The sequence below is a fragment of the Streptomyces sp. NPDC022910 genome (genome assembly GCF_055561075.1).
Genome location: NZ_JBVHHL010000050.1, coordinates 1 through 16817, shown reverse-complemented (window position 1 = coordinate 16817; position 16817 = coordinate 1). Strand labels below are relative to the sequence as shown.

Below are 16817 nucleotides of genomic sequence, written 5' to 3'. Positions count from 1 at the left end.
CGCTCGCCGATTCATCGCGCGGAGACGGCAGCAGCGGTGCCCGCACGCCCGCAGCTCAGCCGACCGCGGAACAGCCAGGGGGGAACGCGCCATGACAGACGCGCCGACGCACGCTGCCGACACCGACACGGACGGAGCCGACGACGCCGCCGACCGGAAGGTCGTCGAGCAGGAGCAGGCCGAGATCAAGGACTTCGTCAAGGGCCTGAGCGCGGACGACATCAAGTCGGGCAACTGGTTCACCAAGCTCGCCGCCCACGCCATGAACTCGTACACCGAGAAGGTCGACTGGCAGTACTTCCAGGACCGGTACTCGGGTGTGCCCGCGGATGCCATCGTCGATCAGCGGATCAAGATGGCGGCCCGGTACGCGGCGCTCGAAGGAGGTCTCTCCGCCGGGGCCTACACGGCGACCGTCGCCGCCACCATCGGGAGCCTCGGGGGTGCCTCACCGGCGACCGTCCCCGCAGCCGTGGCGACCATGATGGTGGACATCGCGTTCACCACCCAGCTCCAGCTCCGCCTGGCCTACGACGTCTCCGTGCTCTACCGGGTCCCGCTCGACGTGCACGACCCCGAGGACCTGTGGAAGCTCATCCGCGTGGCCTTCACCATCAAGAGCGGCGAAGCGGCACGGGAAGGCGTGGCCAAGGCGGTCCCGGCCCTGGTGCGACCGCTGGTCAAGCGCTTCTACTCCGGATCGGCACTCACCGCGGGGAAGGCGCTCCCCGTCGTCGGCAAGCACCTCCTCCAGCGCAACGTCATCAAGATCGGCATCCCCCTGGTCGGGGTCCCCCTCGCCGTCCTGCTGAACCGCTACACCACGCTTCTCGCCGGCCGGCACGCGCGGGCCGTCTTCCGGAACGAGGCGCGGGTGATCGAAATCGCCGAGGGAATCAGCGAGCGCAGTCGGCACCCGCAGTTGATGCTGTGGGTCGCCTGGCTCGTCATCAGGGCGAACGCGAACGCCAAAATCGCCGACGACGAGGCGCTGCTGATGCGACATCTGGTGAGGCTGGTCCGAGAGCGGCACGAGGTGGTCGACGAACAGCTCGCGCACGTCATCGACATCGACCCCGCCGAGGTGTGGAAGCGCGTGGACGCCGAGCCGGGCGATCTCGGCGACGTCATCGACGCGGCGGAACGCGTGGCCACCGTGGACGGTGACGTCAACTCCCGTGAGAAGGCGGTCCTCGCGGAGCTTCGGGAGCGGTGCCGTCGGAGCTGACGCCGTCGTACGGCATCGCTCGCACGACGCTCACCCGCCGCAGCCCGGCGCTGTGTACAGCGGACCGCCGTACAGGCGTCGCTCCTGGTGGCACGCCCGACCCGGCCACAACGCTGGCCCCATGCACACGACGCTCTTCCCTCCCCCCGGCCCCACGGGGACCATCGAGTTCGCGATGTCGTTCACGTCGACCCCGCGAGGCGCCCGACTGGCGCGGCTGTTCGTCGCGCACTGCCTGGACGCCTGGGGCCACGCCTACGACTGCGAGGCCAACGAGACGCTGACGCTGATCACCGCCGAGCTGAGCGCGAACGCCGTACGGCACGGCCGGGTCCCCGGACGGGACTTCCATGTGCGGCTGACCACCGAAGCCGGCGGTGAACTGCGGCTGGAGGTGTCGGACACCCGTGGTGAGCGCCGTCCCTCCCGCGGACCCCGACGCCGAATCCGGCCGCGGTCTGCTCATCGTGACGGCGCTGGCCGACGAATGGGGCGTCACGGACCGCCGGGACGGCCCGGGCAAGACCGTCTGGGCGTCACTCAAGGCGGGCCGACCCCCGGCGGAGTCGACCGTGGCGGATCGGTGAGTCGATGTCAGCCGTCGCGGATACGCTGAGCCACGATCGTCCGCGGACGGTCGATCATCGTCCGTCCATGGACGCACGACACGACGGAGGAAGCATGATGCCCGCTCACCGGGACGTCCGCGAGCAGCGCTCGTGCAGGAGCGCGCACCTCGCGTCGTCGCCGTCCGCGCCGGCGTTTCCGCCGTACCGTGCATCGACTCGATAGGTTGCCCATGCCCGGCCGTCTGCTAGAACTCCACGTCGAGAACTTCCGCAGCCTGCGGGATGTGACCGTGCCGCTCGGTCCCCTCACCGTGCTGGTGGGCCCGAACGGCGCGGGCAAGTCCAATGTGCTGAAGGTCTTCGACTTCCTCGCCGACATCATCCGCACCGACCTCCAGCCGACGCTGGACTCGCACGGCGGGTTCGACGAGGTGGCCTTCTGGGGCGGGAGCAGGCCGCCGACCTCGATGCGCATCCAGCTGAAGGCCACCTGGACCAGCAATTCGACGCTCAAAGCGCCGGACGAGTACAACCTCGTCATCCGCCGCCGCTCCCTGCCGTCGAACCGGGAGGGCAGAGGGACGCGGTACACCCTGTCCCGTGAGGAGAGCTTCGCGTTCAAACGCAAGCAGGGACGCGGCCGGCGCATCACCATCTCCGGTGAGGAAGCTCGCGTCGTCGACGAACGGGCGGGACAGACGAAGGACAGCGGCAGCTTCGGTATCCGAAGGCTCAGCAGCGGTCTGTCCACGCTGCCCCGGCTCGGTCCCGCCGACGGCGGCGACGAGGTGACTCGGGTCGCGGACCGGCTGTCGTCGTTCCGGGTGTTCGATGTCGACGTGGCGGCAGCCCGTCAGCCGACACGGCTGCGCGGCGCGGACTTCGCCACGCTCTCCCCGCATGCCGAGAATCTGGCCGGATTCCTGATCCACCTGAGCGGCCGCGAGGAGATCTGGGACGATTTAGTCGCCGACGCCCGGACTGTCCTGCCGCAGTTGGAGAACATCGAGTTCGAGGAGGTCGGCGGATCTACAGACCAACTGACCGTCGTCCTGCGTGAACACGGCCTGCGCCGGCTCACCCCGCTCGCCGACGCCTCGTACGGCACGGTCCGTCTGTTGGGGCTGCTCGCCCTGCTGTACGACCCGAACCCGCCGGCGTTCACCTGCATCGAGGAGATCGACCACGGGCTGCACCCGCAAGCCCTGGAGCTCGTCGTGCAGCGGCTGCGCGAAGCCGCCGAGCGGACGCAGTTCATCGTGGCCACCCACTCCCCCGCGCTCGTCAACCGACTGCGACCGGAAGAGTTCGTGGTGTGCGACCGCGACGACGAGGGTGCGTCGATCATCCCCGCGCTGACCGTGGACGAGGTGAAGGCCATCGTCGAGGAGTCCGGCGAACAGCCCCTCGGAGAGCTGTGGTTCTCAGGTGTCCTCGGCGGCGACCTCACCGGAGGTGAGCTGTGACCCCGGGCGGGCGAGGGGCCGGCGCGCGGACGTCCAGGGGTCAGGCGCGGGGCGTCATCGTGCTGGCCGGTGAGGACCAGAACGACTGCCAGATCCTCGCCGAGCTGATACGGGCGCACCGGCCCGATCTGAGCGAGACCGCCAGACTGGTCCGCATCAACGACCCGGTGCGGCTGCGCAGGAAGTCCGGCGCGGAGCTGGCCGCCGCCGTGAAGACCCTGGCCGGGAAGGCCCGCGCGAAGGCCCTCCGGGAGCGCGCCGACCTGCTCGGCTTCGTCGTCCACGAGGACCTGGACGGGTACGCGGATGCCGGCTACGACCGGATCCGCAAGGCACTCGCCGACGAACTGGCCCGCCAGTGCCCGCAGTTCCGCACGGCTCTCGCGCTCGCCGCCTGGGAGAGCGAAAGCTGGTTGCTGCTGTTCCCGGACGCCTTTCCGCATGTGCGTCCGCGGTGGAAGGTGCCCGCGAAGCTCCTGGACAAGGACACCGGGCGTATCAGGGACGCCAAGGAGGAACTCAAGCGCGGGCTCGGCCTGCCGGTGTTCCGCGAGAGCGACGGCCCGGCGGTGGCCCGTGAGGCGCTCACCCGTCGGCTGATTCCGTCCCCGCGCGGCAGCAACCGCTCATACGACGACTTCGTGGGCGATCTCACAGGCTGGACCTGACCTTCGTACGTACTGCGCTCAGCCCGCTGCGAGCCCCAGCAGCCCCAGCGCCGTGCTGATCACGGTCAGCACGTTGTTCGCGTCGCCGCAGAAGGTCCTCAGTTTGTTGAGCATCGCGCCCGCCGCGCTGCGGTCCGGTTCCTGGGTGACCTGCTGGTCGCGGAGCACACCGAGCAGTGCCTCGCACGTCCCGGGGTCCGTGACCTTGTTCCGCTCCGCCGCGAGGGCGTCTGCGAGCTCGTTCATCGTCCGAGCCCAGCGGTCTGCGGTCTCGGGGGCCGAGGCGGCCACCATGCTCTGGCGGGAGTTCCTGGCGTTCGGCTGATTCTGGATGTTGCCGGCGGATCCGTGGTTGATGACTCCTGAGTTGTAGTTGCGGGCGGTCGGCTCGGTGTTCTCGGGCTCGGGCTCGTCCTCGAAATCGTCGTCGGGCGCGTCGTCACTGCGGCGGAGCAGGTTCACGGTGTGTCTCCTTGGGCCGGAGGTGTCCGGGTCATGGTGGTGGTGGAGTTGCGGGCACCGGGCTGGTTCTGCACGTCGCCCATGACGCCCGAGTTGATGACGCCGCTGTTCTGCAGGATGTACGTGGCCTGCTGCACGAAAGCGCTGATGTCGGCGTTGTGGTCCTTCAGGAACCCGAGAGCGGCGCGGAAGACGCAGCGCTGCATCCAGTCCACGTACCTGCGGGCGTCGTCGTACTGGAGCATGTCGTCCATGAAGTGCGAGGAGTACACCTCGCGCAGGCTCACCGGTCCCTCGCCCGGGTCCGTCGGCGGACGGCGTGAATGCAGGGGCGCTCGCAGGCGGTTGACGAGCGTGAAGACGTCCAGCAGCGCGTTGAACACCGTACGGGCGTGCCACGCGCCCCCGCCACGCCGCGCCGCCCTCATGCCGGTACGGAGCGTCGGGTGGACAGGGTTCATGACTTGCGAGCGCAGAGTGATGCGCAGGAAGTGGTGTTCGTAGGCGAAGCTCACGTATAGCGCTGCGACGAGTTCGCCGTCCCAGGACACGATCCTGGTGCACAGCATCCGACGGGCCTCTTTGGGAGCCGCGCTGGCGCCGTCCGCGCCAGTGCCTTGCCGGGCGAGGACGAGGAGGGACTCCCATTCGGCGTCGGTGATGTCCTTCCAGCGTTCGGCGGAGACGGCGGCCACGTCGAAGACGTCGAGTCTGTTGTCCGGGTGGTAGGCGGGCCGTTTGTCGAGCAGCTCCGTCAGTTCGCCTGCGACATGGCGGTGGAGTTCGTCGGGTGTGAAGTCGGTGAAGGCGCGGTCCTTCCTGCCGTGCACGATCTCCTCGACGCTGCGGAAGGTGCGGCGGACGATCTTCTCTTCCTCCGTCTCGTGGCGCTGGGCATCCTGGTCGTCCGCCGCCATGACGTCGATGCCGATGGAGTGGTCCGACCACAGAGTGCCGGCGCCCACGAGGTGGTGCAGGGGCTCTGTGCCGCCCCGCAGACGCAGTGCGTACGGCACCACGAGTCCATCGCGCTCGGGCGGCTCCCGGCGCAGCACGCGGCGGCGTCGGGGCCCCACCCACCAGCGGAGGTCGTGGACTGGGCGCCGGTCGGCCCAGCGCGCCCGGCGGAAACGCGCGTAGGCGTACAGGCGGTCCACGTAACACACGGCCCACGCACCGCCCACCAGGACGGGCAGCACCAGGGCGAAGCCCGTGATCCAGCCGGTGACGGCCGCGCCGGCCAGGACCATGGCGAGCAGCACCCGTCTGAGGAGGGTGAGGCTCTCCGCGGTGGCCGCGCTCTGCAGGACTGGGGTGAGGTGGAAGCCGTGCGGCGGGACGGGACGGCCCCGGGAGACACGGCGGCGCACCCACCGGACGTAGTCGTGGCCGAGGAACACCGGCCACTGGGTGTCCACCGGCCGCAGGTCCTCGACGACGGCCCGCAGCGCGCGTTCCCGCTTCTTCCGGTCGCGCCGGGTGAGGAAGATCCATGCCAGGCGCGGCGCGGCGGTCGCGTAGTGCGAGACCCAGCGTGCCAGCCTTTCGGCGTGGTCGTCACGCAGGTACGGGGCGGCGCAGAACCAGCCGGTCACGTCCGAGGTCTCCGGTCGGCGCGACTCCTTCTCCTCGCGAGAAGCCTCCTCCCTCGCAGGTCGGTCCGACACCAGGCCGTCGCCCGGCAGCGGCATGACCGGCTCCCTGCGCAAGGACGTCCACCGCGGCTTCCGCGGAGGCGATGGGGCGCTCGACTTCCTGTCCGGTTCTCCGGTGTTCTCCTCCACCCGCTCGAAATCGGTACCCAGTCCCAACGCGCACGCCCCCTCGGCTCCCCCACGGTGGAGACAGAGTGGTGGCTGAACGGCCGCCGCAGAAGGGGGCGAGTCACCCGGTGATGTGTTTCAGGCCATCGATATCGCCGAACCGGCGCCCGATTCCCCTACGTGATGCGCGGTCGGAGTTCAGGATTCGACCAGGTGGGTGCCGATGTCGGAGGTGGGCGTTATTTTTGACGCTGATCGTCACCATGCCTTCGCCTGTTGTCGCGGTGTCAGGCACGGGCGGTTGATGTAATCCGACTTGCCCGAAAGGTCCTCGTGAAGCCCACCCTGGCCGCCGCGCAGCTCCGCGGCAGTCTGACGCAGTACCTCACGACGACGTACGCGCTGGCCGACGAGGACACGCGGCTCGCGCTGGAGAGGTTCCTCGGGGATCCGGAGACGGGTATCTTCCGGGGGCCGTACCTGCGGATCAGGACGCCGTTCCACCCCGCCGGCGACGGGTGGCAGTCGGCGCTGGAGTGGCAGCCGTCGTTCACGCCGTGGCGGCACCAGGCGACGGCGTGGGAGCGGCTGAGCACGTACAAGGGCGCCGCCGAGCCGACACTCGTGACGACCGGCACCGGATCCGGCAAGACCGAGTCGTTCCTGATTCCCGTGCTCGATCACTGCCGGCGGCAGAAGGCGCTGGGGCGGCGCGGGGTGAAGGCCGTGCTGCTGTACCCGATGAACGCGCTCGCCACCGACCAGGCGGGCCGTATCGGCGACTACCTGGCGCAGCCCGAACTGGCGCAGGTGACGGCCGGTCTCTACATCGGCGACAAGCCGGACACGGACTTCCGGCGGGTGATGACGCGGCGCGAGGAGATGCGCCAGTCGCCGCCGGACGTGCTGATCACCAACTACAAGATGCTGGACCTGCTGCTGCAGCGGGCCGAGGACCGCCCGCTGTGGGAGGGCGCGGAACCCGCGTACGTGGTGCTGGACGAGTTCCACACCTACGACGGCGCGCAGGGCACCGACGTGGCGATGCTGCTGCGGCGGCTGGCGGCGGCCGTGGGCGCCTCGGAGCCGGGCCGGCCGCTCGGTGCCATCTGCCCGGTGGCGACCTCGGCGACCCTCGGCGAGGGCGGGGGCGACACCGGCGGCATCCTCACCGTCGCCGAGCAGGTGTTCGGGGTGCCGTTCGGTCCGGACTCGGTGGTCGGTGAGGAGCGGCTGAGCGCCGACGAGTTCGTCGGAGACATCGACTACGAGTTGCCGGAGCCTCCCGGACCGAAGGAGGTCATCGAGGTCTCGGGCGGGCCGGGCGTGGAGTCCGACCCGGACCGGCTCGACCTCGATGGGCTCGCCGAGCGGCTCCTGGGGCGGCGCGGCATGGGCGTCTTCCAGATCGGACGGCTGCTGAAGAAGCACGACTTCACCCACGGTGTGCTCGCGCTGCTGAACGGCGAGCCGCTCGACGAGTGGGGGCTGCGGGACCTTATGGCCCGCTTCGGGTACGCGTGGGCACGCACCGCGCGGGAGAACCCGCGGCTCGCGCTGGAGGCCTTGTCCCGGTTCGTGGCGCTGCTGTCGTCCGCGCGGGACCCGGAGTCCGACGAGCGCAGGCCGCGTCCGCTGCTGCACATCGAGGCGCACTTGTGGGTGCGGCCGGTGGGGCGGGTGCTCAGCGGGGTGAGCGGCCGGCCGGAGTTCCGCTGGTACGAGGACGAGCGGGCCCTCGCGCGGCGTTCCGCGCTGACCGTGGCCCCCATGTCCGAGGACCTGTCCGACAGCGACGAATGGCCGACGGCGGACTCCCGGCGGCCGCAGGCGCTGCCCGGTTCCGACACCGTTCAGCGGCCGGCGCAGACTCATCTGCCCGCGATCTACTGCCGCGTGTGCGGCCGGTCGGGCTGGGCGGCGCTGTCCCCGGAGGCCGATCCGCAGAAACTGGAGACCAGCCCGCCGAAGATCTGGTCGGCGTCCGTCGGACGGGACAAGCGGCGGCTGCGGTACTTCATCTCGGCGACCCCGGCCGAGGCGAGGGACGCTCTCGCGGCGCTCACCGGCGCCGCGTCGAAGCAGGCGGGCGGCGTCGATCCGATGTCCGTGGTGGTGCTGGACGGGACGCAGGGCAGCTATCGCCTGCCCGTCGCCGAGGACGGGGAGGGCCTGCAGGACGCCTGGTTCGCGCGGGCCGTCCTGGACAAGAAGACCGCCGACCAGGCCGCCAAGGACGACACCTGCCCGGCCTGCGGCACGGACAACGGCATCAGGTTCCTCGGTACCGCGCTCGCCGCGCTGGCCTCCGCCACCGTCACCCAGCTGTTCACCGGCGGCCACGAGATCGCGCTGGCGCCGGAGGAACGCAAGACGCTGCTGTTCAACGACTCCACGCAGGACGCGGCGCACCGGGCCGGTTATGTCGCCAACGCCTCGTACAAGTTCTCGCTGCGCTCGCTGCTGGCGCACCAACTGGATGACACCGGTGCGCCGGTTCCGCTCAACGACCTCATCGGCGACGTCCTGGACTCCGTGGACGACCCGCAGACGCTGGCCGCGGTCGTCCCGCCGGACGTGCACGACGAACCGGGCGTGGACCGGCTCCTGTCGGGGCGCGGCACCGGGGACGCGCGGACCTGGAAGCTCATCGGCGAACGGCTCGCCTTCGCGGCCGTCATGGAGTTCGGGCTGCGGTCGCGGCTCGGGCGCACCCTGGAGCTGACCCGGACCACGGCCGCGGAAGTGGTGATCGCCGAACCGGACCGGATCGTCGCGCTCGCCCGTGACCTGCACCTCACGCTGCCAGGACAGCTGGGGCTGGACGGCGGCCTGCCCACGCCCGAGCGGTATCTGGCGTACGTGCGGGGGCTGCTGGAGCGGATGCGGCTGCGCGGCGGCGTGCGGCACCGGTGGCTGGACACCTGGATCAGGGAAGCGGGCGTCAACCAGTACCTGATCTCCGGACAGCGGCCGGAGGGGATGCCTGCCTTCCCCGAGGGGTACGTGGCACCGCCGAGGTTCCTGCTCGCCGGCCCCAAGGAGAAGACGAAGTTCGACACGATCACCGGTCGCGGCAACTGGTACCAGGACTGGACAGGGCGCTGCCTCGGCCTGGACCCGGCGCAGGCGACCGAGTACCTGCGCAGACTGCTGCCGGTTCTCGCGGACGAGGGCGTGCTGTCGGCGCGCACCGCCAAGGACCGCACGAGCCGCGTCTACGGGCTGCAGCCGGGGCACATCCACGTGCGGCTGCTGGCGGACGACCTGGTCAACAAGGCGTTCGTGTCCTGCGAGGAGTGCGGGTGGCAGCAGGTGGTGCCGCCCGAGCGGCGCACCCGCTGGTACGGGCACCCCTGCCCGCGCTGGCGCTGCACCGGCCTCCTCACCCCTCCCCAGTACGGCATGTCGTCGTCCGGGGCGGGCAGCGGCGGCTTCGGCGGGAAGCTGGCGCGTGACTACCGGGCCGACTACTACCGCCGTCTGTATCTGACCGGCGGTACCTACCGGGTCGTCACGGCCGAGCACACCGGCATGCTGACCCGGCCCGAACGGGAGCGCGTGGAGCGGACGTTCCGGCAGGGCACCCACTACACCGATCCCAACGTGCTCTCCTGCACGCCCACCCTGGAACTGGGCATCGACATCGGCGACCTGTCGGCGGTGCTGCTCGGCTCGCTGCCCGGCGGCCCGGCGAACTACGTGCAGCGCGCCGGACGCGCCGGACGCCGGACCGGCAACGCCCTGGTGGTCGCCTTCGGCGGGCGCCGGGCCCGCGACCGGTACTACCTCGACGACCCGACCGAGATGATCGCCGGTGACATCGTGCCGCCGGGCTGCTACCTGTCGGCCGTCGAGATCCTGCGCCGCCAGTACACGGCGCACCTGCTGGACCGGGCGGCCCGCGGCGAGCTGACGACGGCGGACGGCGAGCCGCTCATGCCGGTGCCGCGCCTGTCGTCGGCGCTGTTCGGCACGACCGGCTGGTGCCAGGACCTGTCCGAGGCGGCGCTCACCCACGGGGCGCGGCTGGTGGAGGAGTTCCTGGCGCTGTTCCCGCAGGCGCCCGGCGGCCCGGACGACGACCGAGGGGTGTCCGCGCACGCCGCTGACGAACTGCGCGCCTACGCCACCGGCGGCATCGCGCGCGCCCTGCAGGAGGCCGAGGAAGAGTGGACGGTGCGCCGCGAGGAGCTGCGCCGCCGCATCGCCGCCATCGACACCGCCGTGGACGGGCTGCTCGCCGAGGACCGCGAGCAGGGCGCCGAGCGGCGTGAGCTGCTCGCGGAACGGCGTGCCACGGGCGAGCTGCTGCGTCAGCTGAGCCAGGCCAGTGCGCACGGCGCCCTCGTCGAGCTGGGTCTGTTGCCCAACTACAGCCTCACCGACACGACGACGTCGCTGGAGGCCACGCTCTACTGGAAGGAGGCCGCCGGTGACGACGAGGGCCCGGAGGCCCCGGAGGGCGACGACGAACGCCGGGAGTGGGTGTACCGCAGCGAGGTGCGCGACTACGAGCGTTCCCGCAAGCTGGCCCTGACCGAACTCGCGCCTGGCAACAGCTTCTACGTCAACGGCTACCGGCACGTCGTGCGCGCCCTCGACATCGGCAGCCCCGAGCGGCGTGCCTGGGCGGTGTGGCGTCTCTGCCCGGCCTGCGGGTACGCGCGCACGCACGGCGATCCGAAGAACGACACCTCACCGTGCCCCCGGTGCGGTTCCCGGGAGATCGCCGACGCGGGATGCGTGCACCACGTGCTGGAGCCCCGGCGCGTGATGTCCCGGGACAAGCGGGACGACGCCCGGGTGCGGGACGACCGTGACGAACGGGACCGGAGGCGGTACGCGGTCCTCACCACGGTCGACATCGACCCCGCGCATCTGGCGGCCGGATCGTGGCGGCACGACACCGCGGTCTTCGGCGCCGACTTCACGCGCAAGGCCGTCGTCCGCACCCTGAACCTCGGGGTCGACCGGCAGGACGGCAGCAGCACGGTTCCGCTGGCCGGTTACGACGTGCGCCTGAACCCGTTCTACGTGTGCGCCAGTTGTGGTGGGGCGACGGCCGACGGGCGGCCGGTCGTCGACCAGTCGCAGCACGCGCTCACCGCCTCCCTTGCCCGCTCCACGCGTGCGAGCGCCCACCACCAGCTGTGGTGCCCGCGCCGACGGCTGCGCGGCAGCGGGGAGGAACAGGGGGCCGGTCTGGACGTGCCGCTGCTGCTGGCGCACGAGCTGACGACGGAGGCCGTCCGCATCCTGCTGCCGGCGTCCGTGGCGCGGGCCAAGGAGCGGCTGGCCTCGTTCACCGCCGCGCTGTTCGCGGGCATAGCGGCCCGCTACGGCGGCGATCCCGACCACATCGAGATCACCGCCGCGTCCATGCCGGACGGGGAGGACCGCGACTGGCCGCGCCGGTTCCTCGTGGTGTACGACCGGCTGCCCGGCGGCACCGGCTACCTGCACCGCCTGGCGACCTCCGACGGCTTCCGCGAGGTCCTGCTGAAGGCCCGTGAGGTGATCGAGGGCTGCGGCTGCCTGGAGAAAGGGCTCGACGGCTGCCACCGCTGCCTGCTGCGCCGCGTGCCTCCGGCCGACTACGACAAGGTCAGCCGCAACGAGGTCCGGCAGATGCTGGACGAGCTGCTCGGCGCGGACGGCGAACGCTGGCGCACCTCGCCCGTCGCCACCACCCAGCACATCCCCATGCACCGGCAGGCCGAGAGCGACCTCGAAGTGCTGTTCATCGACACGCTGCGAGAGTGGGCCGGGCTGCCCGAGAGCCGGGCCAGCGGCGACGCCTACATAACGCCGGCCGGCACCCACGCCCTGGACCTGCGGCTGACCGCCGCCGACGGCACCACGCTGAGCTGGCGGGTGTCGCAGCAACGCGTCTTCGACGGCACCCGTCCCGACGTCCTGTTCGAACGGGTCGACGCCCCAGGCCCGCGCGTGGCGGTCTACCTGGACGGCTACGAGTTCCACGCCGGCCGGGAGCACAACCGGGTCGGAGACGACGCCGACAAGCGCACGCGGCTGCGCGCGGAAGGACTCAGGGTCTTCCAGCTCACCTACAGCGACGTGAAGGAGTGGCAGCGCCGCGTCCGGGACACCGGCCACGCGGGCGCCGGCCCGGCCGACCCGGTGTGGGAGCCGTACGGCGACCAGGCCCGCGGCAGGGCCCGCGACTACTACGCCAAGGTGTGGAACGGCCTGCCCGGTGAGCTCGCGGAGACGGTCTGGGTCAATCCGGCCGTGCAGCTCGTGGAATATCTGCGCCGACCGGACGCGAAGCGCTGGCAGTGGCGGGCTGAGGCGGCCCTGGCGGGCTTCATGGGAGCCGGGGCCCGCCCCGTCCCGCTGCTGCCGGACGTACTGGGCGAGCAGATCATCGCGGCGCTGCGCGGCGGAACACCCGCTGGGCCACGCGGCGCGGTCCAGCTGTTCACGGTCACCGACCACTCGGGACTGCCGTTGGTGTTCGCCGCGGACGGCCGGGCCAAGCGCCCCGCGTGGACCAGCATCGTCCTGCTCGACGACGCACCCGGCGTCCACGTCCACGAGGAGGCGCACAAGCGCCGCTGGCGGGCCTGGCTGTTCTGGTCCAACCTGCTCCAGTTCCTGGACACCGGCGGCGGCGACGCCGTCCAGCTCACGACCGGCCGTCTCGCCGGGTTCCCCGTCGAGACCCTGGCGGTCACCGGCGGCAGCGGCGTCCTGGAAAGCGTGCGCGCGACGCTCGCGGTCACCGCGGCCGGCGACGGCAGGCCCGCACAGGCCGAGCCCGCCGCCCCTTCGCCACAGGCGCCGGCCACCACGGAGGAGCCCGCGGCGGGCGTCGTGCCGCCCGCCAGGGACACGGCATGGGACCGGATCATCGAGTACCTCGACCCGGACGAGCCCGGCCTGCTCGCGCTGGCCGAGTCCCTGGCCGCGCGCGGCGTGCGGATTCCCGAGGACGGCTACGAGCTCGACGAGAACGGCTGGCTGGCCGAGTTGGCGTGGCCGGACGCGCGCGTGGGTGTCGTCCTCGCTCCCCGCCCGCCGGAGGGCGAGGACGCCGATCCGGAGGCACTCGACCGCGACCGTGCGTTCGCCGCGGCCGGCTGGGAGGTGCGCCCCGCCACCGGCTGGACCGCCGACGACATCGCCGACCGCCTCGGCGGGGCGCCACCGTCCGGCGGCCGGGAACGTCCCGGCCGACCTGACGGCACCACCACGGACAATGGACAGGAAGAGCGACCGTGACCGGCAAGAACGTGACACTGCGCCTGCTCGACAAGGCGGACCGGGAGATCCTCAAGCTCCCCCGCCCGGTCAAGGGTGCCATCTACGACTTCCAGCACAAGTTCAAGACCAACCCCGACTCGGCGGGACTACGTCTCAAGCAGTTGCAGGGCCACGACAAGCTGCACTCGGCACGAGTCAACGACGAATATCGCGCGCTGCTCCTGCGCCTGGCCGACGACGACTGGCTGATCGTCTCGGTCAAGCACCGCAAGGACGTCTACGAGCACCTGGACCGGCTCACGTACTCGGTCAACCGCGTCACGGGCGGCATCGAGTACGTGGACCTGCAGGTCGTGCAGGAGGAGGTGCTCAGTCCCGCGGCCCCGCAGGCCACCGCACCCACCGAGCCTGTCCGTCCCGCCGAGCCAACCGCTCCGCGGCCGCTGTTCGCGAAGTGGTCGGAACAGCAGCTCACCGACCTGGGTGTGGCCCCGTCGCTGGTCCCGGTCATCGCCGCGCTGACCACCGAGGACCAGCTCCTCGGGCTCGTCGAGTACGCGCCGCAGCTCACCGGCGAGGTGCTGCTGGCGCTGTACGACGGCAAGGAGTACGACGACGTCCTCGAACAGGTCACCGCCCCGGTCGCGGCGCCGGAACCGGTGGACCCGGAGGACTTCCAGGCTGCCGTCGAACGTCCCGCCACCATCGTCACCACGACCGACGAGGCGCTGCGCGAGGCGCTGGAGGGTGAGGACTTCGGGCGCTGGAAGGTCTTCCTGCACCCCACCCAGGCCAAGCTGGTCACGCGGGACTACAGCGGTCCGGCGCGCGTGGGCGGCGGGCCCGGCACCGGCAAGACGATCGTGGCCCTGCACCGGGTCAAGCACCTGGTCGAGCGGCTCCCCGCCGGCCGGACCAAGCCGGTCCTGCTGACCACCTACAACAAGAACCTCGCGGCGGACCTGCGTTCACGGCTTCTCGCCCTGGGCGGCGAGAACCTGCTGTCGCGTGTCGAGATCAGCCATGTCGACCAGCTGGCGCTGCGTACCGTCCGGGAGGCGGAGCCAGGCAATCGCAAGCGCATCATCGACGAGGCCCAGGCGGTCCGGGAATGGCGCTCGCTCCTGGACGAACTCGCCGAGGACGGCTGGGACGCGGAGTTCCTGCACGACGAATGGACCCAGGTGATCCTCGGCCAGGCCGTCACCTCCCGCACCGACTACTTCCGGGCACGCCGCGCCGGACGCGGACGCACCGTCAGCCGGTCCGAACGCGCCGAGATCTGGCAGCTCGCCGAGCGCTTCACCCAGCGCCTGGACCGGCTCGAAGTACAGACCTGGGACCAGGTCGCGGAGCGGGCGGCTCAGCTGGAATCAGAGCGCGCCCGGCGTATCCAGGCCATCGACCGTCAGCGGGAGGAAGCGGGCGGCCTCGACAACGTTCACATGGCCGACGGTTCGGGCGGCTGGCTGCGCTACCGGTACCGGCACATCGTGGTGGACGAGGCTCAGGACCTGCGGCCCGCCCACTGGAAGATGCTGCGCGCGATGACCGCTCCGGACCGCAACGACCTCTTCCTGGTCGGCGACACCCACCAGCGCATCTACAAGAACCAGGTGACCCTCGGCAGCCTCGGCATCAACATCCGCGGCCGGTCGTCGAAGCTGTCGCTGAGCTACCGAACCACCCGGCAGATCCTGCGCTCCGCGCTGAACGTGCTCGGCGACGAGACGTACGACGACCTCGACGGCAGCAGCGAGACGCTGGCCGGGTACCGGTCCGTGCTCAGCGGCGCCGTGCCCGACCTGCACCCGTCGAGTGACTGGGCCGAGGAACGCGAGGCGATCGCCGCGCTGATCGAATCCTGGGGTCAGGTGCCGCACGAGCAGATCGCCATCGCCGTGCCCACCAACCAGATGGCGAGTGAAACCGCGTACACACTCGCCCAGCACGGCATCAGGGCGCTGGAGATCGGCCCGGACGGACCCCGCGGCGACAGCGGCGTCCACATCGGCACGATGTTCCGTTTCAAGGGGCTCGAGTACCAGCGCATGATCATCGCCGGCGTGGCCGACGGGCTGGTGCCACGTGCGAGCGTCCAGCAGCGACGAACCACGGACCCGGCGCGCTACCGGACGGAGCTGCAGCGCGCCCGGTCCCTGCTCTTCGTGGCGGCCACGCGCGCCCGCGACAGCCTCGACGTCTTCTGGCACGGGGAGCCGAGCCCGTTCCTGGAGGAACTGATCCGGGTACGGCCGCCGGTCGCGGCGTGACCGGCCTCTGGGATCGTGCCGCGGTTCGCTTCGGTCAACGCGGCATGACCGGCCCCTGAGGCACGAGGAACGGCAGCCGAGGATCCTCCGGCGGCACCCTGCGGGTCGCAAGGGCCGGATCTGGGTCCGGCAGGTACGGGGCGAGGGCCGCGTACACGTCCGCCGCCCGGCTGGGACGGTCCTCGGGGCGCTTGGCGAGCAGTGCGTGCAGCAGGTCCTGCAGAGCGGCCGGGGCATCGACGCCGTGGTCGGCCAGCCGCGGCGGAGACGCGGTGAGGTGCCGGGTCACGAGTTCGGCGGGGCCCTCACCGCGGAAGGGAGGGTGTCCGGTGAGCATGTGGTGCAGCAGGCACCCCACCGCGTACAGGTCGCTGCGGCCGTCCAGCGGCTGTTCGCCAGCCAGGAGTTCAGGCGAGGCATAGGACACGTTGCCGAGCGTTTCACCCGTCATGGTGAGCCGCGGGTCGGTGTCCGACAGGACCTTCACAAGACCGAAGTCGAGGATCTTCACCAGCCCACTGGTGCTTACCATGACGTTCTGCGGCTTGAGGTCGCGGTGCACGAGGCCGGCCGCATGTGCGGCGGACAGACCTGAACACAGCTGCGCGGCTGCCGAGACCGCGGCGGGCACGGGCAGGAGCCCGTCGTCGGCGCCGTCGATGACGTTGTCAAGGGTCGTGCCGTCGACGAGCTGCATCACCAGACAGCAGACGTCATCGGTGACGGCCGCGTCGTACACGGTCGTGATGTTGGCGTGGTCGAGACGAGCGGCAGCCTTGGCCTCCCTCTCGAAGCGCGCCAGGGCGGTGTGGCGCCAGTCGGGGAGAGCCAGAAGATCCGCGGCGACGGTCTTCACCGCGACAGGGCGCTCCAGATACACGTCCGTGCCCTGCCAGACGTGCCCCATCGCCCCTCTGCCCAGCATCCGGTCCAGCCGGTACCTGCTGCGCAGAACCTTGCCTGCGGCGAACTGCTCCACGTTCTCTTCCTTCGATGAGCCCCAGCGGTATGTCAGTGCACGGACTGCCTGGCCGGAGGCCCTGCCCTTGCCGAAAACCTCATGCTCTGAGGTGCCCCGAAGTTTCCGGACAGGGACCCAATAGGATCTCTACGTAAGGAAACGAGAGGCAAGACGTGGCACCACCCAGTAAGTACTCG

Annotated in this window: 9 protein-coding genes and 1 pseudogene; 7 read left to right on the top strand and 3 right to left on the bottom strand. The window is 71.0% G+C overall.

Annotated features, from left to right (window positions below):
* Window positions 1-91: 91 nt before the first annotated feature.
* From ACZ3TS_RS32765 to ACZ3TS_RS32745, 5 genes and pseudogenes are all read left to right on the top strand, one after another.
* A complete protein-coding gene (locus ACZ3TS_RS32765) occupies window positions 92-1228 on the top strand; it encodes a hypothetical protein (protein ID WP_467625106.1) in 1137 nt (378 codons plus the stop codon).
* A gap of 121 nt (window positions 1229-1349) precedes the next feature.
* Window positions 1350-1616, top strand: a pseudogene (locus ACZ3TS_RS32760) (hypothetical protein); the annotation flags it as partial.
* A gap of 19 nt (window positions 1617-1635) precedes the next feature.
* Window positions 1636-1815: an ATP-binding protein gene (locus ACZ3TS_RS32755; RefSeq protein WP_467625169.1), complete on the top strand. Its 180-nt coding sequence runs from the start codon at window positions 1636-1638 to the stop codon at window positions 1813-1815.
* A gap of 212 nt (window positions 1816-2027) precedes the next feature.
* On the top strand, window positions 2028-3263 hold the full coding sequence (locus tag ACZ3TS_RS32750) for an AAA family ATPase (RefSeq protein WP_467625104.1): 1236 nt from the start codon (window positions 2028-2030) through the stop codon (window positions 3261-3263).
* Window positions 3264-3322: 59 nt separating this feature from the next.
* A complete protein-coding gene (locus ACZ3TS_RS32745) occupies window positions 3323-3931 on the top strand; it encodes a hypothetical protein (RefSeq protein ID WP_467625102.1) in 609 nt (202 codons plus the stop codon).
* An 18-nt stretch (window positions 3932-3949) separates the two neighbouring features.
* Here the strand turns inward: ACZ3TS_RS32745 and ACZ3TS_RS32740 are convergent, their stop codons facing one another.
* A complete protein-coding gene (locus tag ACZ3TS_RS32740; protein WP_467625100.1) occupies window positions 3950-4393 on the bottom strand; it encodes a hypothetical protein in 444 nt (147 codons plus the stop codon).
* Window positions 4390-6084: a hypothetical protein gene (locus ACZ3TS_RS32735; protein ID WP_467625099.1), complete on the bottom strand. Its 1695-nt coding sequence runs from the start codon at window positions 6082-6084 to the stop codon at window positions 4390-4392. The genes ACZ3TS_RS32740 and ACZ3TS_RS32735 overlap by 4 nt, the downstream gene beginning before the upstream one ends.
* Before the next feature lie 405 nt (window positions 6085-6489).
* Between ACZ3TS_RS32735 and ACZ3TS_RS32730 the strand changes: the two genes are divergently transcribed.
* Together ACZ3TS_RS32730 and ACZ3TS_RS32725 are read left to right on the top strand one after the other, a co-directional pair.
* Window positions 6490-13404: a DEAD/DEAH box helicase gene (locus ACZ3TS_RS32730; RefSeq protein ID WP_467625096.1), complete on the top strand. Its 6915-nt coding sequence runs from the start codon at window positions 6490-6492 to the stop codon at window positions 13402-13404.
* Entirely contained in the window at window positions 13401-15659 is a 2259-nt protein-coding gene (locus ACZ3TS_RS32725; protein ID WP_467625094.1) for a UvrD-helicase domain-containing protein, read from the top strand. The genes ACZ3TS_RS32730 and ACZ3TS_RS32725 overlap by 4 nt, the downstream gene beginning before the upstream one ends.
* A 34-nt stretch (window positions 15660-15693) precedes the next feature.
* Here ACZ3TS_RS32725 and ACZ3TS_RS32720 read toward each other — a convergent pair whose 3' ends face one another.
* On the bottom strand, window positions 15694-16638 hold the full coding sequence (locus tag ACZ3TS_RS32720; protein WP_467625092.1) for a serine/threonine-protein kinase: 945 nt from the start codon (window positions 16636-16638) through the stop codon (window positions 15694-15696).
* Window positions 16639-16817: the final 179 nt, after the last annotated feature.

What these genes read in the sequence shown, in the direction of transcription:
- ACZ3TS_RS32735 (WP_467625099.1), bottom strand. Translation starts at nt 6,084, where the DNA reads ATGCCGCTGCCGGGCGACGGCCTGGTGTCGGACCGACCTGCGAGGGAG.
- ACZ3TS_RS32765 (WP_467625106.1), top strand. Translation starts at nt 92, where the DNA reads ATGACAGACGCGCCGACGCACGCTGCCGACACCGACACGGACGGAGCC.
- ACZ3TS_RS32750 (WP_467625104.1), top strand. Translation starts at nt 2,028, where the DNA reads ATGCCCGGCCGTCTGCTAGAACTCCACGTCGAGAACTTCCGCAGCCTG.